The sequence below is a fragment of the Mycobacterium sp. 134 genome (genome assembly GCF_048282715.1).
Taxonomy (GTDB): Bacteria; Actinomycetota; Actinomycetes; order Mycobacteriales; family Mycobacteriaceae; genus Mycobacterium; species Mycobacterium septicum.
This window is the reverse complement of the sequence record NZ_JBLVUN010000008.1, coordinates 503,446-523,210: the sequence shown is the minus strand read 5'-3', so window position 1 is coordinate 523,210 and position 19,765 is coordinate 503,446. Positions and strand designations below refer to the sequence as shown.

Here is a 19,765-nt window from a genome sequence, read left to right as displayed (position 1 = left end):
ATCTCCTCAGGCGCGTCGTTTGACCTGTGGCGCCACCGCGAAGAAATCTGCCACGGTGGAAGCCAGCTCCAGGAAGGCCTGCCGCGTCGGCCCGCCGAGGAAGCCGAGGTCCACTTCGGCGCCCTCGGCGAGGTGGTCGTCGAATGGGATCACGTGCAATGCCCGCACCCTGGGCAGGAAATGGTTGGACAGCTGCCCCATGTCGAGCCCGAGCGCGCCCGGCCTCGATGCGCTGACCACCACGACCGCCTTCGGCACCAGGCGTGAATAGCCATTGCGCTCAAGCCAATCCAATGTGGCGAGCGCGCTTCGCGCCGAATCGATGGCAGGCGAGGCCACGATCACGATCGCGTCCGCAGCATCCAGCACGCCCGCCATCGCCGAGTGCACCAGCCCGGTGCCGCAGTCGGTCAGGATGATGTTGTAGAAGCGCTGCAACACACTCAGCACGCCGCGATAGTCATACTCCGAGAAGGCTTCTGAGGTGGCCGGGTCCCGCTCGGACGCGAGGATCTCGAGGCGGCTCGTACTCTGAGAGGTGTGCCGGCGGATGTCGGAGTAGCGGGATATGCCGTCGTCGAGGAGCACGTCGCGCACCGTGGAAGCGCATTCGTTGGGCCCGCGCTGGGCCAGCGTGCCGAAGTCGGGGTTGGCGTCCACCGCGATCACCCGGTCCCCGCGGGTCGCCGCCAGCGTGGCTCCCAGGCCGACGGTGGTGGTGGTCTTGCCGACCCCGCCCTTCTGGGACAGCAGGGCGATGTTGAACGGACCGCCGACCACCGGCTGGTTGACCCTGTCGATGAGCGACTTTCGGCTGGCCTCCTGCTCGGAGACTCCCGGGTTGATGCCGGTGGCCCGGTAAACAGCCTTGCGCCAGCCAGATTTCGGGGTGGGCGCAGCACGGATCAGCCCCAGATCGCCGTTGCTCGGCACCACCGAGGCAGGGTGGCTCGTCGCGGCTTCCGGCTTGCTGGACGTGAACGGAGTCTGCTCCGGCGGCCCGAGCGGGAGCCGCTCGTCGTCGCGATCGGTCATCGCTGCTTCCTTTCGGTCAACTCGAGGCCGTCATGCCGAGCACCTGCTTGAGTGCCGCCCGCATGTCGGCCGGCTCGATCCGCATCAGTTGCGCCTCGTCGAGTTCCGCCAGGTTCGTACCGTGGATCTCGCTGAGCCGGTACTCGCGCTCCTCCTCGGCCGCCTCGATCACGTTGCGCACGAACCGGCCGTTGCCGGCGAGGTCGATGCCGGGGCGCAGTTGTCCCGTCGAGTCGAGGGCCTCGCTCTGGCACAGCGTGACGCACGAGCTGACGAGTTCCTCGTGGGCGGCCTCCGACAGTTCCGAATCCCTGGTGCGGGCCACCAGCTTTCCGATGTCCCCGAGTTCCTGGGGACCGTACGAGCCGAACCGTATCCGCTTGGTGAACCGTGACGCCAGACCGTCATTGGAGGCCAGGAAGCGATCGATCTCGGCGTCGTACCCGGCGATGATCACGACCAGGCGGTCGCGATCGTTCTCCATGCGAGCCAGCAAGGTGTCGACTGCCTCACGACCGAAGGCGTCGCCGCCGGACAGCCCGGTCTGGATCAGCGTGTAGGCCTCGTCGATGAACAGCACCCCGTCCATCGCCGAGTCGATCAGCGCGGTCGTCTTGATCGCCGTGCTGCCGAGATGCTGGCCGACGAAATCGTGACGCTTGGCCTCCACGATGTTCGGTGTCCGGAGCAACCCCAGCCCGCAGTAGGTCTGGGCGACCACCCGGGCGATCGTGGTCTTGCCGGTCCCGGGTGGGCCGGTGAACGCCAGGTGCAGGCTGCGCGCCGCCGAGCTGAGCCCCTTGTCTCCGCGAACCTTTGCCAGCATCGCCGCCGACTTCAGTTTGGCAACTTGAAGTTTGACCTCTGACAGGCCGATCTGCCGATCCAGTTCCTCCTGCGCGGCCCGCAGGTATTCGTTGCCGCGCTCCGACAGATCGTCGGCCAGCAGGTCTTCTGCCGACGGCACACTGGCCGGGTCCCACCGGTCGGAGCGCGAGTCGACGATCTCCTTAGAGGTGATCACCAGGCGGTACTTCGGATCGGCCAGCGCGGCGGCGTTCGCCTCGAATCCCGGGTCCTCGCTGTAGATACGCTCGAAGATCACCCGGGCGTCCTGCTCCTCGCCCATCTCCCGCAGGGTCAGTCCCTTGCAGAACTCCGCAGCCCGCCGAGCCCCGGGTACCGGGCCCTCGATCGCCCGGTCGAGCCGGCGGATGCCTTCTCCGAACAGTCCCATCTGCGCGCACGCCGACCCGACCATCAGATCGGCTCCGGCACCGATATAGCTGTCGGTGAAGGATCCCGAACTGCTCAACGCACTCAATACGTCAGGCCAGCGCTGCGTGGTGAAGTGCAGTACGCCGCGGATGTACGCACAGATCTCACCGGTGTCGCCATCCGCCGGCGTTGTGGTCTGTTCCAGCTTGTCGAGAACCTGCTCGGCTTCGTCGAAATCCTTGGCCTGAATCATGCTGGCCGCGTATGCGAGCCACATCTCGGTCTTGCTGCTCAACGGGTAGTCGAGGTACAGGCCGGTCTGGAAGCGTCCGCTCAACGCTCGTTGCGGCAGCCCGAGTCGGCGCTGCTCGCGAAACAATGAGAGTGTGCTGGTTCGGTACAGGTGGTAGATGACCTCGGGACTGGTGTCACCGGTGGCCGCACGGCCCAACCACGCATCGCACATGTCCGGGTCGTACTCGGTGGCCCGGCGGAACGCCAGTGCCGCGTACTGCAGGTCGCGCTCGGTCTCCAACCCGTCGATGGGAATGCCGAGCGACAGCACCCCGGCATCGAAAACCCGCTGCGCATCGGTAGATCCACTCATCGGAGGTGACACATCTCCTCACTGCACGGTCAGCCGCGATTCGCCCGCGAGTGTACTAAGTTGAGCAGAATGGCACAGCCGGTGCAGTCACCGGGCGGAACGATTTCGGTGCACACGACCGAACGGGGTCTGCCCGTCGCTCTTCGACTCGACCCCGTCGAGTTGAAGAAACCGCCTGCGCAACTAGCCGATGAGATCATGGCGCTGTGCCGCTTGTCGGCGGCCCGCGCCCAGGTCGACCGCAGGCGGGAGCTGGCCGAAAAGGGTTACGGCACATCGGTCATCGACCCGCTGCGGCTGGCGACCGAAGACGAATTGGCCCGTGCCGAGGACGAGGTCCTCGGTGACGAGGAGGACCTTCCGCCGACCTGGGGCAGGTCGGTATGACCAGTCTCGCCGACTCCCTCCTCGCCCGCATCCGTAAGCAGCGTGACCTGGTGCAAGCCATGGACGAGCACTGCCAATCGATTTCGGCGCGCGTCACCAGCCGTGACGGGAACGTCAGTGCCGAGGTCGACGGGCTGGGATCGATGACCGGGCTCTGGCTCGGGCCCGGCGCACACAAGCTGGGCGCCGATGTGCTTGCCAAGCTCATCGTCGAAACCGCCAGCGCCGCTGCACAGGTCGCATCGGCACGGCAGCAGTACCTCACCGAAGAGTTTGCCCAGCGCATGCAGGAACTCGGCCAGGCGCCGCTGACCCGTTGGGACGGCGGCTCTTTCGAACCCGAGCGTCAATAACCGCCGGGCAAACCAGTTGCGCGGACGGGATGACGACTGCGCCGCAGTTCAGGGCGCCCAAGAATTGCTTATCCAGCAATTTTTGCCGTTGCACTAATTACCAGTACGAACGATCTACACGTGTAATTCGCACAAAATTCAGTTAGCTGCGGCCGGTCAACGCCGCTATAGTTTATTGGTCTCGTGCCCACACAACCCCCGCTTCCAGCCGGAAAGGTATTAGCACGATGAGCGACATTTTCGCCGCCCAACCTTCGGGAATGGCCACCTTTTCCGCTGCAAACGAAGCAGTCGGCTCCGCGATAACCACAGTCGGTTCTGCCGACTCGGCGGCGATGCTCATGTCCGCAGCGGCCGCGCTCGGCCCGATCGGAGCGGTCTACCTCGCCGCCTTCGGACCAGCTCAGGCCAACAATCTGGCAGGGACACTGTTGGTCGGCGGGGTGCACGCCGCCACAGGTGCCGCCACTGAAATGTCGCGGTCCGCCGTGCTGTCCAACGACGACGCCTAGGCCTGACGCGATATGCCGACAGTTTTGCCTCCCCGCCCGGTGACCCCGGTAGGTCAGCTAGCTCAACAGGTTCCCGGCTACGACGCAACCCCGGTTATCGCTGCTCAAGAACAGAATCTGCAAGATTTTCTGAATTTGCCAGTGCGACAAATTCTTGAGCGCCTGGGTTTGCCACCAATTGCCGATCAAAAGCCCGCGGAAGAACCGCCGCCCGAGGGCCAACCCGAGCAGCAGCCGCCGGCCAATCCGATGGACCCGAGTGCGTTGATCAGTCCCGTCACCGATGCGCTGAGCAGTTTGGGCAGCGGCTTGTTCGAGGGCGTCGATCCGACGACGATGTTGCAGTCCATCTCCAAGATGTTCGACTCCACCGGCGGGTCCATGTCCAAGTCGGTCAGTTCGGCAGGCGACGCGTGGCAAGGTGCCTCCGGTACGGCCGCGGCGACCAAGACCACCGCCGCAATTTCCGACGGCGCTGAGGTCGGAGCCCAATCCGATGCGCTCAGGACCAGTTTGTCCGCGGCAGCAACCAACGTCGGCCAGGCTCGGGTCCGGCTCATCGAGATCATCACCGAATTCGCCGCGACGATCGCGGCCATCGGACCCATGATCATCTTTCCGTGGGGCTGGGCAGCCGCAATCGCCGCCGCCAACAAGGCAATTGCCACCACGGCCGAGGTGATGACGGAACTGCAGACTTCGCTGGCCACCCAGGCAGCTCAGGTCACCACAGCCGGTGCACCGGTGGGCATCACCGCTGCACCCGAGGGTGCCTCGTCGCTGGCCGGCCTGGCCTCGCTGATGCCGATGGCGATGAAGGGCGCCGAGGCCGGGGTGCAAGCCGGGACCGGTGCGGCGTCGGCGGCCAGTCAGGCCGCCGCGAATCCCGCCATCGATCCATTGGACCCGGCCGCTGCCGATGCGGCCGAGGCCGAAGGCGGCCCACCGATCGCGGGCGCGGGAATGGGCGCAGGCGGCGGTGGCGGTGGCGGTGGGATCGGCAGCGGCGCACTGGCACCGCGCTCACTACCCATGGCATCAATGCTTCAAGCGGAAAGCGCAAGTGCCCCAGCACAATCAGCTGCACCGCGAATGGGGGGCGCCGGTGCACCGGGCATGATGGGCGGCGCACCCATGGGGGCGATGGGCGCCGGGCAGGGCGCGAACGCCTCATCGAGCAACAACCACACCTCGGCATCGTTCCTGCACACCACCGACCAAGGCAGCGAGATCGTCGGCGATCTCGGTACCGCGGCACCCCCGGTCCTCGGGGAAGCCGACCCGTATCAGACCCCGGACGTCGAACTCCGGATCTAACCAACCCGACAAGGAGAACCGTCATGGCCGACAACGCCGGTATGTCCATCCAGCCCGGAGAGGTCCAGGAGATCAGCCGTCAACTCGACGAGCTCGCCAACCGGGTCCAGCGGGTGATGACCGACGAGGCGCCCAACCTCACGGTGACGCCATCCGCCCGCGATGAAGTGTCGCAACGAATCGCCCAGACCCTCAACGAGGTACACACCTCGTTCGGTACGTCCACAGACCAGGGCATGACCGAGGTTCACGAGGTGGCGGCGACGCTGCGTGGCCATTCGTCCAACATCGCGGCCTCCGAGGACTTCGCCGGCTGATATCGCCACGACCATTCGAGTTCTGTCGACGAGGGGAGGTTTCCGGGCGTGGGGTTCACCGACGTTGCGTGGGAGTCGCGCAGCACCGAACAGCTGGCTCGCGACCTCACCGAGGGGCCCGGTCCGGCGTCGGTCGGCGGAGCCGGTGCGGCCTGGATCCGGGTTGCCAACGAATTGGCAAACATCTCTGTTGATTTCGACAAGCTTGTGGCGCGCCTCCGGACTGTCTGGGACAGCCAGGCCTCCGACGCCGCAGCACAGCGCCTGGAAGAGTTCGGTAAGTGGCTGCAGGCGATCAGCCTCAGCGCAGCCGGCAACGGACAGCGTGCTGAGGAAGCTGCAGTTGCCAACACCGTGGCAGTGCTGGCGATGCCCAGCGTGTCAGAGGCGATCGAGACGAAGACCGCACAGGACATGATGGCCTCGCTGGCGGCTTACAACGGGGCCGTGCTGACCGGAACGTTCGCCGAGTTCGACGCGGCCGCCACCGCCGACGCGGCCAACGCTGCCGCCGTCATGCAGCAGTATGAGGAGGCCGCTGCTCCCCTGGCCCAGCCGTGGGAACAGCCCGTGCCTCCCGAGGTGTCAAAAGGCAACGCACTCAAGGCTGAACAGGGTGCCGACAGTGCAGCAGGCGCCGGCGGTGGGGCCGCCGGCGGCGTCGCGTCGGTGCCCCCTCCGCCGCTGGCACCCATGTTCGCACCGGGCATCAAGTCGAGCGGCGACCCGAAGGCGCTGCAGAAGACCGGGTTCGCCGGCGGGGGCGGCGGTGGATCGGGCACCGGGATGAGTGGTGCCCCCTATGCGCCGATGGCTGCGATGGGCCGCGGCGACCAGAACCGCGACTACGAATCCGTCCAGCCTGCGGCGGCTCTGGACGGGGCGGGTGAACCAGGTGCGGGGGTGTCCGACGCAGGGCAGGCCTGGCTGCCGGCCGCGCAGCAGAACGATGCGCCGTTCATGGTGTCGAATGTCAGTTGGGGTCCCGATACCGCGGTGTTCGACGAACTCGCCGCTCCCGAGGTGCCCGCTGGTGAAGGTTTCGCCGATGAACCGGAGCGCACTCTCGAGCAGGTGGACAACCGCTGGGTCACTCCTCCTGTGATCGGCGTCGACCGGGGGCTCAACTTATGACGGCGTCGCTCGCTGGACAGTTCGTCGTCACCGACGACGAACTGCATGTTCTGGCAGCACGTCTCGGTGTCCAGGCGATGCCGTTGGTGCTGGACCTGCGACCGCGGCACCCTACCGAGACTGCCCGCGCCGAGGCGCTCTGGCAGGCCACCCGGAGCCTCACCGAGCGCGGCCTCCTGACGGCCGGGGAGGTGAGCGCGGAACTGTCTGCGGTGGTGCAGTCGCTGCAGCGGCCCGACCGTGAGCTGGCCATGCGCCTGGTGACCCCCGATGGTTTGGCCCGTGTCACAGTCGTGCTGGATGGCACGCAATGCATTTCGGCCTGCCGGGTGGGTGACGCGATCACGGTGGAGACGATCGACGACGGTGCGAACCTGTCCAGCGCGGCGGGCGCCCTGCTGCGTCGGCTTCCGGCATCTGCACCCGCGGAGATCAGTCCGGTCGGCGCTCCGCTCACCGAGGTCAGCCAGGCACTGTCTGATACCCATGACGCCACGGTGTTGTCCGACCGGATCCGGGCGCTCGGAGCCGATCCCCGCTCCGCGATGACGCTGGGTTCGGCGCTGGCGGCGCGGTTGGCGTTCGCCGAGATCGTCTACTACGCACTCGATGACGACGTCGACCGAATCTCGCGGTCCGCCGGGGCGGTCGGCATCTTCTACACCAAGCGCGGACGGATCGTGGGCGCGCCCAGTGCATCGCCCAGCGGCCAGTTGTGGACCACCCTCAAGCCGGGATCGGACCACACGATCAAGCAGGCCGTCGGCCAACTTGTCGAGCTGTCCGGCTACAGATGGGGGGACTGCTAGATCCGCTCCGTGTTCACTAGCGAATTCTCAACCACCGTCCGGCGATTCGCGCCGGGTATGACAAAGAGAGGTACGGCATGACGCTTCATCTGACGCCCGCGGAAGCTCAGCAAAAGATCGAGAACATCGACAAACAGATGATGGATGTCCGGCGGCTGGCAGCCCAGATCCTGGACCAGACCGAGTCCATGACGGCCAGTTCCTGGACGGGCGGCAAGGCGGCGAAGTTTCGCGGCATCATGACGCAGCACCACGAAGACTTCAACTACGTCATCAACAACCTGCAGCAGATCGTCGACAAGGGAAAGTCCGACATCAACACACTTGTCACCCACGACGCCGATTAGAGATCGAAAGGTTTGATCAATGGATACGGATAACATTCGGTACCAGTACGGAGCCAACTACGCGTCCCTGGACGACATTCAGGGAGCGACCAACAACGCGCAGGCCATGCGTGAGGAAGTCAGCCAGGTTTTCGCCGCGCTGCAGGGCGTGTACGAGGGCCAGGCCGCAGAGACGCTGAACCAGAAGCAGATTCAGATCCTGCAGCAGATGGACGCGATCCTCAACGAGATCACTCAGACCCGGACCGGGGGCAATCAATCTCAGGAAGACGCCGCGGCGCTCGACGCCCACCTTGCCGGCGGCTTCTAGGGCGCCAGTATCGTCGGCGGGCTCGGTTGTCGGCTTCATCGCGACCGAGCCCGCTTACGCGTCCGGTGCGGGCTGTCAGAGAGAAAGGGGCTCAGCATGATCACTGATGAGGTAGCCCCGCTTCGCCATGGGCTCGAGCCGTGGTTCATGAGCGGTTTCGAGTTCCGTTGCATCTGGGAGGCACTCGGCCTCGACCGCCTGCCGTCCCCATTGTCCTACCGCCACCGCGGACCGACGTTCATGTCCGAGGTGGCGGCCGACCGCCGTGAGGCGCTCGCCCGGTTGCGCGCCGGACTGAACCCGAATCGGGTTCGTATCCTTGAGGCTTTGCGGTACCCGGCATACCTCCTGCAGGGATTCGGCCAGATCGAGACCGGCCAGGTCTACCGATTGCTCGGGGTGATCGGCACGACGGGTTACTGCGCGGTCATCACCCAGGATCCGAGCGAGCAGCTCATCTTCGGCGAAGACGTTCAGATCATCGGCTGTGTGAACATCGACTTTCCTCAGGTCGTCCTGGAGGCGCTCCCTGCCTACAAGCCCGGTACCCGGCCCCGCAAGGAAGAACTGCTCGAGGACGAGACCCCGACCTCGGCGCTTCGGGACACGAAGATCACCGGATCGATTCTGCTCAGCGGTTCGCCCGAGTTCACGATGGACTATCAGCTGCTCAACCCCGACCACCTGACCGTGATCAACATCGCCGACGACGGTGCGTACGTGGTGAACGAGGGCACGAAGTCATTTCAGATCATCCCGGCGACGGTGCCCAATCTCATGCAGGTCTTCAAGAAGGTCGAGAAACGGCAAGCAGAAGCATTGGCGGAGAAGCTCTCCGCCGAGAAGTCGGACCGGGATTTCGATGCCCTACCTTGACGCCGTCTCCGTCTACGTGCCTGCGGGTACGGACAGTCAAGGCCGCCCGAAACATCTCGCGACCGCCGCTTCCGAGATGCAGTCGGTCCACGAGATGGTGGAACTTGCCGGTCGTCAGATCGACGAGTCCGCGTTGTCCGCGGCGGCGGACAGCATGGCCGCCTCCTTCCATTGCGGCACCCTCTATCAGGGCGAACATTTCTGGCCGATACAGAATTCACTGCAGCAGTCCCTGCTGGGCAGAACGTCGGCCGGATCCGCCACAGAGATCCGCCAGTTCTGCTCCGGTGGGCTGTATGGCGTGATGCTCGCCGACGCGGTGCTGCAGGCTGGTTGGGCCGGCGACTACGCCATGGTGACGGGCGGTGACAGCATCTTCTATTTCGACCGGCATGAGTATGCCGCCAGCCCGGCCACCGAGGGTTCGCTGCTGGGCGACAGCGGTTTCTGCGCGCTTCTGAACCGCGAACACGGGTTCGCCCGAGTGGTGTCCGCCGCAGCACGCTCCCACAATCCGTCTGCCGGCATGATGCACGGCAGGGCCGACGGCGCCATCGACGATCCGAAGTTTCCGACCTTGGCGGACTGGATCACCCGGTGGGAAGACTATGACCGACGCGGTCCCGGGACGGTACGAGACAACGCGATAGCCAGTTTCCGGGTGGCCGTCCAAACCGTGACCGAATGCTATGAGCGCGCGGGCGTGCAGCCGGACGACATCGATTGGTTCGCCCCATCGTTCATCGAGCCGAGCTACGTCACGGACATGCTGGCCAAGCAGACCTTCCTGCGACCCACATCCGGTCTGTATTCCTTCGCCGCACAATTCGGTCATCTGACCGTCTCGGATTTCGGCGTGAATCTCGCCTATCTGATGAACAACAAGATCGCCAAGGTGGGCGACCTGGTGCTGCTGTTCGCCGCCGGGAATTTCGTCAACTGCGCCGCGGTGCTCCTGCGTATCGAGAAAGAGGTGACTCTCCCATTCAATATGCCGGCGTGACACCGCGATTCACATGAACCACCACCGCAGAGGAGAAGACTGATGACCAACCCGTGGGGCGGCCTGGACGCCGACACCGTGAACAAGAAGCTCTACCTCGACCCGACCGTCATCTCAGAGGTCAACAGGGTCTTCGAACCGTACGAGGAGAGCCTCGAAACCCTCATCGGCGATTCCCTCGACGAGACCACGGGATACTTCGGCACGCCGGAAAACCCGCTGGCAGTTCTGGTTCAGAAAGTCTTCGATGCCCGCGGCAAGGAATTGACCGATTACCTGAAAGAGCAGTTGTCGCAGACGCAGGGATTTGTGAAGACTGCCCGGGATGCGGCGGAGGCCATGCGGACCTCCGAGAACGACTAGTCACAGCACCAACAAGCAGCTTGGGGACATCATGAGTGGCTTCGGGAATCACCTCGGCGCAACGATGGGTACAGCCACAAACGAAGAAGGCGACAGCCAGAGCGTCTATGACAGTGCGTTCGTCACCAACTCCTATTTCCCCAAACGGGCCGCGCTGATCGGCGACGACGGCAAGTTCGTCCAGTTGGACTCGGATCTGCAGGACGAGAACAAGGTCGCCAAATACCAGCCGAACAGCGCCCTTCTCGGCGAAGTCCCCGGATTGATATCGGACAACAGCACGTACCTGGAGGTACAGGACAAACTCTCCGGCCCCGAGTCCCTGAACTGGGAGGGCAAGTCCTTCATCTTCATGCGCAAGGAGCGGGACTCGCTCAACCCCGGCAAGATCCAGCAGCTGGGCAAGGACTGGACGGAACACGGCGACACCCTGAAGACGACTTCCAAGGATTTCAAGGAGACCGTCAACAAGACGATCGAGGGAAAGTGGTCCGGTGAGAGCGCCACGGCCGCCGAAGCGGCGTCCAAGCAGGTCACCAAAACGTCTATCTACGACTTCACGCTGGCTTCCGACGCGATAGCCGACCGACTCACCGTGCTCCACGACGCGTTCACCAGTCTTCGAGACCAGTTCCCCACCTACGCGAACGACCAGTTGATCGAAAAGGGTGATTTCGACAAGGCGAAGCTCGACGCGAAGATCGCCGATTTCAATTCCAAGTACCACATCGACGGCAGTGGCTACCTGCGCAACAACGATGACGGTTACGTCACCGCGGCCGACGCACTCAAACAGCTGGACGAGATCAACCGCTCGATCGACGCCTATCAGAAGGCGGTTCAGCTGTTTCAGAACATCTACAACCCGACCGTCGAAGCAGTCACGAAGAATTTCCCCAACCTGCCGACCCCACCGAACATGAAGTACGGGGATCCCACCGCGCCCGGCGGACCCGGCGGACCGACGAGCCCCGGCGGGCCCGGTGGCGGCACCAGCCCGTTCAAGCCGGGTGGCGGCAGCGGCATCAAACCTTTCGACAAGTCGGACCTCGACAAGCTGAAAACAGACAAGCCGACCGACCTCGACAAATACAAGCCGATCGACCAAAAGCCCACGGATCAGAACGATTCCACGACCGATCCGACCAAGGACGCTCTCGACAGCCTGACCGATCCCATCAAGTCGGCCATCGACTCGGCAACCAACGCCGCCAAGGATGCGGCCGGCCAGCTCGCAGATGCCATGAAGAACGCCGCAGGGCAGAACCCATTGGGGCAAGGGCTCGGCGGCCCGCCCGAGGGCGTTCTCGGCCTCGGGCCGCAAGGACTCGGCGGCGCAGGTGCAGGCAAGGGGGCGGGCGGCGCGGGTGGCGGAGTCCCGTTGCGCGGCATGCCGAGTGGCCTCCCGTCCACCGCACCCGCGACCACCGCGGCGAAGGTGACCGCCCCGGCCGCCGCCGCCGCCGGCCTGGGTGCGGGAGCGGGCAGCCCCGGAGCGGGCGCCCCCGCTGCCGGGCAGCGCGGAGATCAGAACGGCAAGGGCCACCAGGTCAACAAGGCACTGCGCCGCAAGAAGAACGGCAAGGACGTCATCGGCGACGCGGACGCGTCGGTGCCTGTGGTCGGCGCGAACGAGGAAGCGGAACAGCCGGAGAACGCACCCGTCGAGCAGTCCGAGTTCCGTCGCCGCATTCCGCAGCGGGACGGTACCTGGCAGCCCAACTCGGCGGTCCAGCCCGGCCCCGCGCGGCAGACCCGAGCGCCGCAGTTCACGCAGGAGCGCTCAGAGTGATGACTCAGGGCTTGTCTTGTTGTTCCAGAGCGTCGGCGGTGATCCGCAGGCCGTCGGCGTAGTAGTCGAGCAGGTTGGTCTTGGCGGTGATCGACCCGTCGACCCAATCCAGCTGCGCCTTATAGCCTTTGGAGCCGTCGGCGAACCTGTTGCCGATCTTGTCGTGGCCCCATGCCTCGCCCTCACCGCTGAGGAACTGCATCAGCGCCGAGTGCACGGCTTTCATGTCATTGCTGACGAAGGCGAGGTATGCGGCGGTGCCCCGCAGCTCGGACGGTGTGACTCCCAGCGGTACGGTCATCGCACGCTCCTCACGGTCGGGTACTCGTCTGGTTCTTCTTCGCCGCCGTAACCCCGAACCGGCGCCTGCACAACGGACGACAACAGATCCCTGATGTCGGGGGCACCGTCGACGATGTCGGACAGTGAGGGCATCTCCTCCCGCCGTCGCGCCAGCGGGGCAAGGAGTTCCGCGACCTTCTGCTCGACGTCACGGGCGGCCTCCTGGGCCGCGGCGGTGATGTGCGATCCCAGATCGGCCAGATCATGGTCGTCCAAATAGGATTCGCCGACCGCCACATGGGTGACGACACCGTCGGCGTTCACAGTGACCGTGACTGTCCCACCGGCCTGAGTGGCTGTTGCGGACAACACTGCCCGCTCTTCCTCGACGGCAGCCAGCTCGGTGAACTGTTCCTGCACGAGTGCAAGAGCATTGATGAGTTCATGCCGTGCCGCATCGTTGTCCATGCTCAGTCCCCGTCTCCCCCACTGGCCGCCGCGGCGCCACCCCCATCGGGTGTCGAAGCCTTGGTGCTGCGTGCCGCAGCTCTGCCCCGCACCCCGCCGGTGACGGCAGTGGGCACCGACCCGAGGACCGAAACGGGGTCGATGTTCTGACCCGTGGCCAGTGCGCCTGTCACCTTCTTGGACATGCCGGCGACGTACCCGACGGCAGCCCCCTTCAGAGCTGAATTGCCCAGTGCGCGCTGTCCATAGATGCTGACAGTGCCCTGCGTCGCGCCACCGACTGTGTTCGCCAGCGCGACCACTCCCAACCGATTCCAGTCGACTCCGTTCTGATGCCCCTTGGACTGCTGCACCCCCTGGATGAACACTTCTTGCCCCAGGGCTTCAGCCGCCTCGACGCCGGCCTTCTTGATGATCCGGTGCACGGTTGTCTTCGTCATCGCCTTGCCCAGGTCGGTCATGACGTCTTTGAGCAGCACCGCCACCATCCGCTGGATCGCGGCGGATGTCGTCGTCTCGATGATGGGGATCTCCGCCGCCGATGCGCCGAAGGTCACCGAGGTCTGAGCCAGTGCCCAGGAAATCTCGAATGCCGCGATCGCCAGTGAGGTCAGGATCTGGAGCTTGGTGTATTCGATGTTCTTGCCGGTACTTTCGGCAAGCGTGCCGAGCGCGGCCATCGCATCGGCGAGCTTGTCGACCGTGGCGTCGCCGTCGAACAACATCGCGAACTGCTTGTCCGCGGCTCCAGCCGTAACGCCCTGTAGGACTGCACTCGTGCCGGCCCGCATCCGGTTCAGTTCGGGTATCAGATCTCTCAATTGTTCGGCGCGGTCGCCCCATTCACCGCCGATGCGGTACATGGCGTCCTCGTCACCTTTGGGCCATTGCGAGCCGACCAGGTAGGACACCCACTGTAAAGGCCCGGGAATCTGCAGGGTCACGCGATCCCCCATCGGCGAAAAGTTCCATGCAGCATTGAAATTCAACGCTATTGCGCGCTACCGCACACCGCCATTTCTGACGGCCTTGTTCGCCGAGAGTTCAGCTACCCGCCAGTTCTAAGTCAGAAGACCCGCCAAGCTCAGCTGGTTGGCCGCGGCATAGACCTGCGCATCGGGACGATCACCGAAAATCGCCGCGACGTCATCGACGGTGGCGGTGCGATCGGTGGCGACCTCCAACAGGGCCTGGCAGCGATCGATCGTGGCAGCGCCGGTTTGGGACACCATGTCGGCGACCGTCGCCTCCGGGGTCCAGATGGCCGGGAACGGCACGTCGAGCTCGCCTGAAGTGTCGGTTCCGCCGCGATACCACTGACCGTTCGACCACCAGAAGCAGAAACTCAGCAGCCCGTTGCGATTTCGGGTGTTCAGCACCGAATCGTTGACCCAGGCGGGCGCTCCCCCGTACAGGTCGGGCAGCGGACCGCCGCCGTTGTAGGCGGCTTCGAGCAACTCGGAATTCCATTTGCCGCCGGAGAGCACCGCACGGTCACCAGGCAGCAGGAACAGCGTCGACCCGCTGCGGACGTCGCTCTCGAACCAGGCGTACCCGGGATAGATGCGTGGCCCCCAGCCCGACCCGCTACCTGCGTAGGCAGCCGACAGCACGGCCCAGCGGGCCAGCAGCTCGGGAAGCGGCGGGATCTGTTCTGTGACGACGGCTTCGCGGCCGGCATCCTTGTCGGCGGCGGCCGCGGCCGCGGCCTGGGCGGCGTCGCGTCCCTGTGCGTCGGGCCCGGCGGTGTAGCCGGCCAGCCACACCGGCACCTGCGCACGTGGGTAGGCGTCGAGGTCGTTGCGGTAGTGCTCGGCCGCCACGATCTGGTCGTCCGGGAACGGCTCGTCGCCGTAGTCGTAGTCGACCGTCGCCTCACCGCGATTGGTGACGTTCAGCAACAGCCGCCACCACGGCCCGGCACTCATGCGGGCCGCGACCTCGCGTTGTTGCCGCACCAGGTCGGCGATCGACTGGGGCACCGGGACCAGGCCGGTTCGGTCCTGGGCCCAGAACTGCACCTGGGCGATCTGGGAGGTGACGGTGAAGGCGAACACCGCGGAGAACTCGTCCCAGCCTTCCGGACCGAGCTGGGCCAGCTGCTGCACGATCGAGTCGATGAGGCGGGACGCCTCCTCGGCCGTCGCGGTTTCTGAACTGGTCGGTGCGTCGCCCACCGGTGCGGGTGGCTCGTCGACGATCGTGAAGTCGGCGATCGCGCCCGGGTCGTCGGCGGCCGCCAACCGGAACTGCTTCTCGAACTCGGCCATGAAGGCGGCCTCCGCGGAGTCAGCGCCGTTGGACTGAGCTCCGCCATTGGTTTGGACCGCGGGTTCCTGTGCGGTGAACGCATCCCGCGCCTGCTGCGGCGGGATCGACGACGACACCTCTTCGATGCGCCCGGAGTCACCCACCAGGAAGATCGACCGTCCGACCGGGATGTCGAGGAAGGCCATCGGGTCGCTGTCGTCGATCTCGACCGGTGCGTACACACTCCAGCCCTTGTCGAAGCGATCAGCCGCCAGACCTTCGGTCGGATAGTCGAGCCCCCTGGACCTGATCCAGTTCGTGACCAACGAGATTGCCTGTGCCGCTTCCATTGCCCCCTACCTTCCCAGCTTCTGCTGTTCGGCTTCGATTTCGTCGGCCAGCGCCGAGCGTTCGGCTTGTTGGCGCGCCAGCAGCCCGGCGCTGAATGCGGTCCAGGCCGCGTCCTGCTCCGGCGTCATCTGAGCGCCGTGCACCTCGGATTCGACATCCGGGTGGTGGTCCAGGAACTGGTTGAACAGCGCACCCATCTCCCGACTGTGCTTGCGGTTGAGTTCGATCCGTCGCGGGTCCATACCTACTCCTCGTCACCCTCGTACAGCGCCAACTGGTCGAAGACCACCAACGCCACCCGGTCCGGGTCATCGGTCGGGTGCACCCGCAGCGTGTGGTGTGGGTTCGGCGCATCGTCGACGATGATCACGCTCTTTATCCCGGCCGGGAGGTTCGCCGGCCAGTCGATCTCGTCGGTGGGTTCCTCGACCAGCACATGCGCGCGCTTTCCGCGCAGGCCGGTCTGGTCGTACCGCAACGGCGTGGGCTTCTGGCTGCTCATGTGGTGTCCTCTTCCTGATCCTGCGGACGGTCGTCGTCGGGCCCCCTCATGGGCGGCAGATCGGGCGGATTGTCCGGATCGATGCCGAGACCTGCGTTCACACTGCCACGGCTGCGGGTGGAGCTGGCAACGATGGCCTCGTAGATCTCATCGCCGACGCGTCCCTTGGCGCGGTTCCGTTCCACGAGCTCGTCGAAGGTGGGGTTCGGTTCATTTTCGTTGAGCCATTCGGCCAGCTGCCGGTCCGACATCAGGGAGCGGGTCCAGCTGCGGATGGTCGCTCTCATCCCGTACATCGTCCTGGCCCGTTCCTCGGCGCCGACGCCGTCGCGCAGGAGTTGGTCCCGAAGCTCCCGCATCCGCAGTTCGTACGTGGTGTAGACGGTGCGGGTCTCCTCGTCGGACAAGGTCCCTGCCGAGTAGTGACTATGGGTGGCACCGTCGATGATGGCTTCGTAGACGGCGTCGCCCGACAGTCCCTTACGTTCGTACCGGGCGACCAGATCCTCGAACGACGGATTGCTCTCGTTCGCCGACAGCCAGTCGGCGGCCGGGCGGTTCTCCATCAACTCCCGGGTCCAGGCGCGCAGCGAGCTACGCAGACCCGCCAGGGTCCTGGCGCGGTCCTCCGCGCTGACACCGTCGCGGATCATCTGCTCGTTGAGCGCCCGCAGCCCGAGTTCGAACTGCGAGTACACCGCACCGGTCTCGATGTCGGTCAGACTGCCCGGTGCCATGCGGCTATGGGTGGAGGTGTCGACGATCGCTTCGTAGATCGCATCCCCGGTCAGACCGCGCTCGGCGTTGCGCGCGACCAGGTCCTCGAAGGTCGGGGTGGTTGTGTTGCGCGACAGGAACTCCGCGGCGTCCCGGTTGCTCATGAGCTGATAGGTCCAGGCTCGCAGGGCGTTCCGGGCATCAGATAGCTGTCTGGCCCGTTCCTCCGCGCTGACGCCGTTGCGCATCAGTTCTTCGTTGAGCTGACGCAGCTTGCTCTCTCCGTCGCTGAACGCCGTGATCGCCTGGGCCTCCGTCAGCGAACCCGGTACCTGGTCGGGCAACCCGAGCGGACTGAGCGGATCCGCGTCGGCGATGGGCAGATGCTTGACCAGGTCGATCGAGGTGTTCTCCAGCAGCCGACGCCCAAGGTCTGGTTCAGCGTCGGTCTCCAGGACCGCGAGGTCGATGGGCTCCGGCAGTCGGGGGTTGTCCACTTCCAGCTGCGGCATCATCTCGTCGAGCAGCGCCCGGCCCTCGGCGCTGAGCCCGTTGTACATGTCCTCGGCCCGCATCTTGATCTGGTCCAGCGCGCCTTGCAGGTTCTCGAGATCGGGACCCCAGGTGAACCCGCGACGCGCCCACGCGTTGCTGCCCTGTCCCTCGGAAGTCAGTTCGATCCGGTGCACTCCGGAGCGCACGTAGTAGCGCTCCAGTTCGGCCGACAGCGCCTTGGAGAAACCTTCACCCCGGTCCTGTTCCCGGGTGATGGACATCAGTGTGTTCTCGACGACGAGGTTGCCGTCCTCGTCGCGATAGAACACCCGATCGACGGACCCGATTTCGTTGTCGCCGTTCAGGATTGTCCCCGAGAGGAAGACCTGTCCGGTATCAGGCGATGCCTCACCCTGGAACTCGACGCGGTACGGCCCGTACGTTCCGGACAGATCTTCGGCGAGTCGTTGCACGCGCTGCGGATCGAGGTTGTCGACCAGGTCGCCGAGCGGCTCCGGTTCTCGGGGGCCGCCCTTCACATCGCCGACGGAGTCAGCGGCACCCAGGCGCAACGGCACGTCGTGCAAAGGGTTCACCGCATCGCCATTGGCATCGAGATAGCCGACTGCGGTGCGGTCTACCGCGCCCTGACCCCAGTGCGGCGGCCATCCCGAACGCTGCCCGGTCTCCCGGTCGATCAGATAGATCTCATCGCCGTCGTTGACCGCGAGGTACGCATGCCCGCCGCTGCGTCCGCCCCGCCAGCGCGACGTCACCACCGCCGACGAGCCGTCACCCAGTTGCCGAAGCGTCTGTTCCACTTCGTCGTAGGTGGCAAATCGCGCCGAGGATCCGACAGCTTCGTACAGGGACCGGGCCGGTACGCCGGTACGAGTGGGTTCGACGTCGACCTGGTAGTCGCGGCCGTATCGCTCTGACAACCGGTCGGCGACATCGAGTGCGCAGTTCTGCGTCGATGTCTGCGGATCGCCGGCGAGTTCCACCACCGCCGGACCAGGCAGATACTTCACGTAGTAGATCGAGGTGTCGTCGAGTAGTTTTCGGCCCAGTGCCGGTTCGGCAGCCGTGGCGAGGACGGCGAGGTCGATCGGCTCGGGTAACCGCGGGTGACCGACTTCGAGCCGTGGCATGATCCCGTCGAGCACGGTCTGGGCCTCGGTACTGACCTGGTCCCGCAGTTGGCGCGCAGCGTCTTTGATGCCGTCGAGTGACTCCTGCAAGAGGTCTGGGTCTGTATCCCAGGTGAATCCCCTGTGTGCCCACGCGTTGCTGCCCTGCATGTCGGACATCAATTCGATGCGATCGACGCCCGACCGCACGTAGTACTGTTCCAGTTCGGACGACAGCGCTTTCGAGAAACCCTTTCCGCGATAGTCGGTGTTCTCGATTTCCACGAGCACGTTCTTGACCACGAGGCTGCCGTCCCCGTCGCGATAGAACTGCAGTGTGACGTAGCCGATTTCGGCATCGGCGCGGATCACGCCGTGAAGGTCGAAACCCTGACCGGCGATATTCGGCGCAGCCTGGAACTCCACCTGATACGGCCCGTATCTCCCGGACAGATCCGCCGCGAGTCGGCGCGTCCGAGCCGGGTCGGCGCTGTCCACCACCTCGCCGAGCGGTTCGGCGTACCGACCTTGGACATCACCGATCGCATCGGCGGCATCGAGGTACCTGACCCCGCTCCAGTGCGTTCCGGTCAGCAGGTCGCGCCCCAGATGCGGTTCCTCCGCTGTGGCCAGCGCCGCCACATCGAAAGGCTCGGGGAAATCCGGTCGACTCGGATCCAGGCGCTGCACAAGGTCATCGAGGACCGCCCGCGCATCCGGACCGACCTGATCACGCAGTTGGAGCGCCGCGTTCCTGACGTTGTCGAGCGACGCCTGCAACTTCGCCGGATCGGGGTTCCAGGTGAAACCTTGACGCGCCCAGGCGTAGCCACCGTCCTGTTCGGTACGCATCTCGACCCGGTCGACTCCCGAGATCGCGTAGTAGCGCTCCAGCTGCACACGCAAGGCCTTCGAGAAGCCCTTGCCGCGGAACTCCTTGTCGGCAATGTCGATCACGTTCTGCTGAGCGACCAGGTTGCCGTCCCTGTCACGGACGAAGGTCACCTGCATGAACCCGATTTCCTCGTCGCCGTCGAGGATCGAGCCGCCTACGATGACCTCACCGGTCCGTTCGTCGGCAACGGCCCGGAACATCTCGACGCGATATGGGCCGTATATCCCAGAAAGATCCGCGGCCAGTTGCTGGACCTGATCCGCGTCGAAGCTGTCGACGATCTCACCCAGTGGTT

At 65.2% G+C, this 19,765-nt stretch carries 21 protein-coding genes and 1 pseudogene; 13 read left to right on the top strand and 9 right to left on the bottom strand.

Going from position 1 to position 19,765, the window contains the following annotated elements; translation table 11 throughout:
- Window positions 1-6: 6 nt before the first annotated feature.
- Window positions 7-1,038: pseudogene (locus tag ACNQVK_RS07355) on the bottom strand (AAA family ATPase); the annotation flags it as partial.
- Between the two features lie 13 nt (window positions 1,039-1,051).
- Complete coding sequence (gene eccA, locus ACNQVK_RS07350; RefSeq protein WP_418029000.1) at window positions 1,052-2,860, bottom strand: type VII secretion AAA-ATPase EccA; 1,809 nt, start codon at window positions 2,858-2,860, stop codon at window positions 1,052-1,054.
- Window positions 2,861-2,929: 69 nt separating this feature from the next.
- Between eccA and ACNQVK_RS07345 the strand changes: the two genes are divergently transcribed.
- The 13 genes from ACNQVK_RS07345 (at window position 2,930) to ACNQVK_RS07285 (ending at window position 12,380) form a co-directional block, all read left to right on the top strand.
- The gene (locus ACNQVK_RS07345) at window positions 2,930-3,247 is read left to right on the top strand and encodes a hypothetical protein (protein WP_418028999.1); all 318 of its coding nucleotides are present in this window, start codon (window positions 2,930-2,932) and stop codon (window positions 3,245-3,247) included.
- Complete coding sequence (locus ACNQVK_RS07340; RefSeq protein WP_418028998.1) at window positions 3,244-3,600, top strand: YbaB/EbfC family nucleoid-associated protein; 357 nt, start codon at window positions 3,244-3,246, stop codon at window positions 3,598-3,600. The genes ACNQVK_RS07345 and ACNQVK_RS07340 overlap by 4 nt, the downstream gene beginning before the upstream one ends.
- 227 nt (window positions 3,601-3,827) lie before the next feature.
- Window positions 3,828-4,112, top strand: a complete 285-nt coding sequence (locus ACNQVK_RS07335; protein ID WP_418028997.1) for a hypothetical protein — start codon at window positions 3,828-3,830, stop codon at window positions 4,110-4,112.
- Between the two features lie 141 nt (window positions 4,113-4,253).
- Complete coding sequence (locus ACNQVK_RS07330; RefSeq protein WP_418028996.1) at window positions 4,254-5,429, top strand: hypothetical protein; 1,176 nt, start codon at window positions 4,254-4,256, stop codon at window positions 5,427-5,429.
- Between the two features lie 23 nt (window positions 5,430-5,452).
- Window positions 5,453-5,746, top strand: a complete 294-nt coding sequence (locus ACNQVK_RS07325; RefSeq protein WP_090430822.1) for a PE domain-containing protein — start codon at window positions 5,453-5,455, stop codon at window positions 5,744-5,746.
- A gap of 48 nt (window positions 5,747-5,794) precedes the next feature.
- Window positions 5,795-6,880: a PPE domain-containing protein gene (locus ACNQVK_RS07320; RefSeq protein WP_418028994.1), complete on the top strand. Its 1,086-nt coding sequence runs from the start codon at window positions 5,795-5,797 to the stop codon at window positions 6,878-6,880.
- Window positions 6,877-7,689 (top strand): ESX secretion-associated protein EspG, encoded by an 813-nt coding sequence (locus tag ACNQVK_RS07315; protein ID WP_418028993.1) that lies wholly within the window; start codon window positions 6,877-6,879, stop codon window positions 7,687-7,689. Before ACNQVK_RS07320 ends, ACNQVK_RS07315 begins: the two co-directional genes overlap by 4 nt.
- Window positions 7,690-7,766: 77 nt before the next feature.
- The gene (locus tag ACNQVK_RS07310) at window positions 7,767-8,036 is read left to right on the top strand and encodes a WXG100 family type VII secretion target (RefSeq protein ID WP_418028991.1); all 270 of its coding nucleotides are present in this window, start codon (window positions 7,767-7,769) and stop codon (window positions 8,034-8,036) included.
- A gap of 19 nt (window positions 8,037-8,055) precedes the next feature.
- Window positions 8,056-8,346 carry a hypothetical protein gene (locus ACNQVK_RS07305; protein ID WP_276129201.1) on the top strand — a complete coding sequence of 97 codons (291 nt, stop codon included), beginning with the start codon at window positions 8,056-8,058 and terminating at the stop codon, window positions 8,344-8,346.
- Between the two features lie 96 nt (window positions 8,347-8,442).
- Window positions 8,443-9,222: an ESX secretion-associated protein EspG gene (locus ACNQVK_RS07300; protein ID WP_418028990.1), complete on the top strand. Its 780-nt coding sequence runs from the start codon at window positions 8,443-8,445 to the stop codon at window positions 9,220-9,222.
- Window positions 9,209-10,225 carry a 3-oxoacyl-[acyl-carrier-protein] synthase III C-terminal domain-containing protein gene (locus ACNQVK_RS07295; RefSeq protein ID WP_418028989.1) on the top strand — a complete coding sequence of 339 codons (1,017 nt, stop codon included), beginning with the start codon at window positions 9,209-9,211 and terminating at the stop codon, window positions 10,223-10,225. The genes ACNQVK_RS07300 and ACNQVK_RS07295 overlap by 14 nt, the downstream gene beginning before the upstream one ends.
- Before the next feature lie 42 nt (window positions 10,226-10,267).
- On the top strand, window positions 10,268-10,588 hold the full coding sequence (locus ACNQVK_RS07290; RefSeq protein ID WP_044521190.1) for a hypothetical protein: 321 nt from the start codon (window positions 10,268-10,270) through the stop codon (window positions 10,586-10,588).
- A 64-nt stretch (window positions 10,589-10,652) separates the two neighbouring features.
- A complete protein-coding gene (locus ACNQVK_RS07285) occupies window positions 10,653-12,380 on the top strand; it encodes a hypothetical protein (protein WP_418028988.1) in 1,728 nt (575 codons plus the stop codon).
- A gap of 4 nt (window positions 12,381-12,384) precedes the next feature.
- On the opposite strand, the gene ACNQVK_RS07280 is transcribed toward ACNQVK_RS07285, so the two are convergent.
- The 7 genes from ACNQVK_RS07280 to ACNQVK_RS07250 all read right to left on the bottom strand — a co-directional run bounded on the left by ACNQVK_RS07280 (window position 12,385) and on the right by ACNQVK_RS07250 (window position 19,586).
- On the bottom strand, window positions 12,385-12,681 hold the full coding sequence (locus ACNQVK_RS07280; protein ID WP_418028987.1) for a hypothetical protein: 297 nt from the start codon (window positions 12,679-12,681) through the stop codon (window positions 12,385-12,387).
- On the bottom strand, window positions 12,678-13,130 hold the full coding sequence (locus tag ACNQVK_RS07275; protein ID WP_418028986.1) for a YbaB/EbfC family nucleoid-associated protein: 453 nt from the start codon (window positions 13,128-13,130) through the stop codon (window positions 12,678-12,680). Before ACNQVK_RS07275 ends, ACNQVK_RS07280 begins: the two co-directional genes overlap by 4 nt.
- Before the next feature lie 2 nt (window positions 13,131-13,132).
- A complete protein-coding gene (locus ACNQVK_RS07270) occupies window positions 13,133-14,086 on the bottom strand; it encodes a hypothetical protein (RefSeq protein WP_418028985.1) in 954 nt (317 codons plus the stop codon).
- A 105-nt stretch (window positions 14,087-14,191) separates the two neighbouring features.
- Entirely contained in the window at window positions 14,192-15,730 is a 1,539-nt protein-coding gene (locus tag ACNQVK_RS07265) for a hypothetical protein (RefSeq protein ID WP_418028984.1), read from the bottom strand.
- Window positions 15,731-15,736: 6 nt separating this feature from the next.
- On the bottom strand, window positions 15,737-15,973 hold the full coding sequence (locus ACNQVK_RS07260; RefSeq protein ID WP_418028983.1) for a hypothetical protein: 237 nt from the start codon (window positions 15,971-15,973) through the stop codon (window positions 15,737-15,739).
- Between the two features lie 2 nt (window positions 15,974-15,975).
- A complete protein-coding gene (locus tag ACNQVK_RS07255; RefSeq protein ID WP_044521202.1) occupies window positions 15,976-16,233 on the bottom strand; it encodes a DUF7161 family protein in 258 nt (85 codons plus the stop codon).
- Window positions 16,230-19,586: a toxin glutamine deamidase domain-containing protein gene (locus ACNQVK_RS07250; protein ID WP_418034018.1), complete on the bottom strand. Its 3,357-nt coding sequence runs from the start codon at window positions 19,584-19,586 to the stop codon at window positions 16,230-16,232. The genes ACNQVK_RS07255 and ACNQVK_RS07250 overlap by 4 nt, the downstream gene beginning before the upstream one ends.
- Window positions 19,587-19,765 lie beyond the last annotated feature (179 nt).

Bases quoted from the DNA above. Each gene is read 5' to 3' on its own strand.
- eccA (WP_418029000.1), bottom strand. From the start codon at position 2,860: ATGAGTGGATCTACCGATGCGCAGCGGGTTTTCGATGCCGGGGTGCTG.
- ACNQVK_RS07345 (WP_418028999.1), top strand. From the start codon at position 2,930: ATGGCACAGCCGGTGCAGTCACCGGGCGGAACGATTTCGGTGCACACG.
- ACNQVK_RS07340 (WP_418028998.1), top strand. From the start codon at position 3,244: ATGACCAGTCTCGCCGACTCCCTCCTCGCCCGCATCCGTAAGCAGCGT.
- ACNQVK_RS07335 (WP_418028997.1), top strand. From the start codon at position 3,828: ATGAGCGACATTTTCGCCGCCCAACCTTCGGGAATGGCCACCTTTTCC.
- ACNQVK_RS07325 (WP_090430822.1), top strand. From the start codon at position 5,453: ATGGCCGACAACGCCGGTATGTCCATCCAGCCCGGAGAGGTCCAGGAG.
- ACNQVK_RS07315 (WP_418028993.1), top strand. From the start codon at position 6,877: ATGACGGCGTCGCTCGCTGGACAGTTCGTCGTCACCGACGACGAACTG.
- ACNQVK_RS07310 (WP_418028991.1), top strand. From the start codon at position 7,767: ATGACGCTTCATCTGACGCCCGCGGAAGCTCAGCAAAAGATCGAGAAC.
- ACNQVK_RS07305 (WP_276129201.1), top strand. From the start codon at position 8,056: ATGGATACGGATAACATTCGGTACCAGTACGGAGCCAACTACGCGTCC.
- ACNQVK_RS07300 (WP_418028990.1), top strand. From the start codon at position 8,443: ATGATCACTGATGAGGTAGCCCCGCTTCGCCATGGGCTCGAGCCGTGG.
- ACNQVK_RS07295 (WP_418028989.1), top strand. From the start codon at position 9,209: ATGCCCTACCTTGACGCCGTCTCCGTCTACGTGCCTGCGGGTACGGAC.
- ACNQVK_RS07290 (WP_044521190.1), top strand. From the start codon at position 10,268: ATGACCAACCCGTGGGGCGGCCTGGACGCCGACACCGTGAACAAGAAG.
- ACNQVK_RS07285 (WP_418028988.1), top strand. From the start codon at position 10,653: ATGGGTACAGCCACAAACGAAGAAGGCGACAGCCAGAGCGTCTATGAC.
- ACNQVK_RS07280 (WP_418028987.1), bottom strand. From the start codon at position 12,681: ATGACCGTACCGCTGGGAGTCACACCGTCCGAGCTGCGGGGCACCGCC.
- ACNQVK_RS07275 (WP_418028986.1), bottom strand. From the start codon at position 13,130: ATGGACAACGATGCGGCACGGCATGAACTCATCAATGCTCTTGCACTC.
- ACNQVK_RS07270 (WP_418028985.1), bottom strand. From the start codon at position 14,086: ATGGGGGATCGCGTGACCCTGCAGATTCCCGGGCCTTTACAGTGGGTG.
- ACNQVK_RS07265 (WP_418028984.1), bottom strand. From the start codon at position 15,730: ATGGAAGCGGCACAGGCAATCTCGTTGGTCACGAACTGGATCAGGTCC.
- ACNQVK_RS07260 (WP_418028983.1), bottom strand. From the start codon at position 15,973: ATGGACCCGCGACGGATCGAACTCAACCGCAAGCACAGTCGGGAGATG.
- ACNQVK_RS07255 (WP_044521202.1), bottom strand. From the start codon at position 16,233: ATGAGCAGCCAGAAGCCCACGCCGTTGCGGTACGACCAGACCGGCCTG.
- ACNQVK_RS07250 (WP_418034018.1), bottom strand. From the start codon at position 19,586: ATGCAGGTGACCTTCGTCCGTGACAGGGACGGCAACCTGGTCGCTCAG.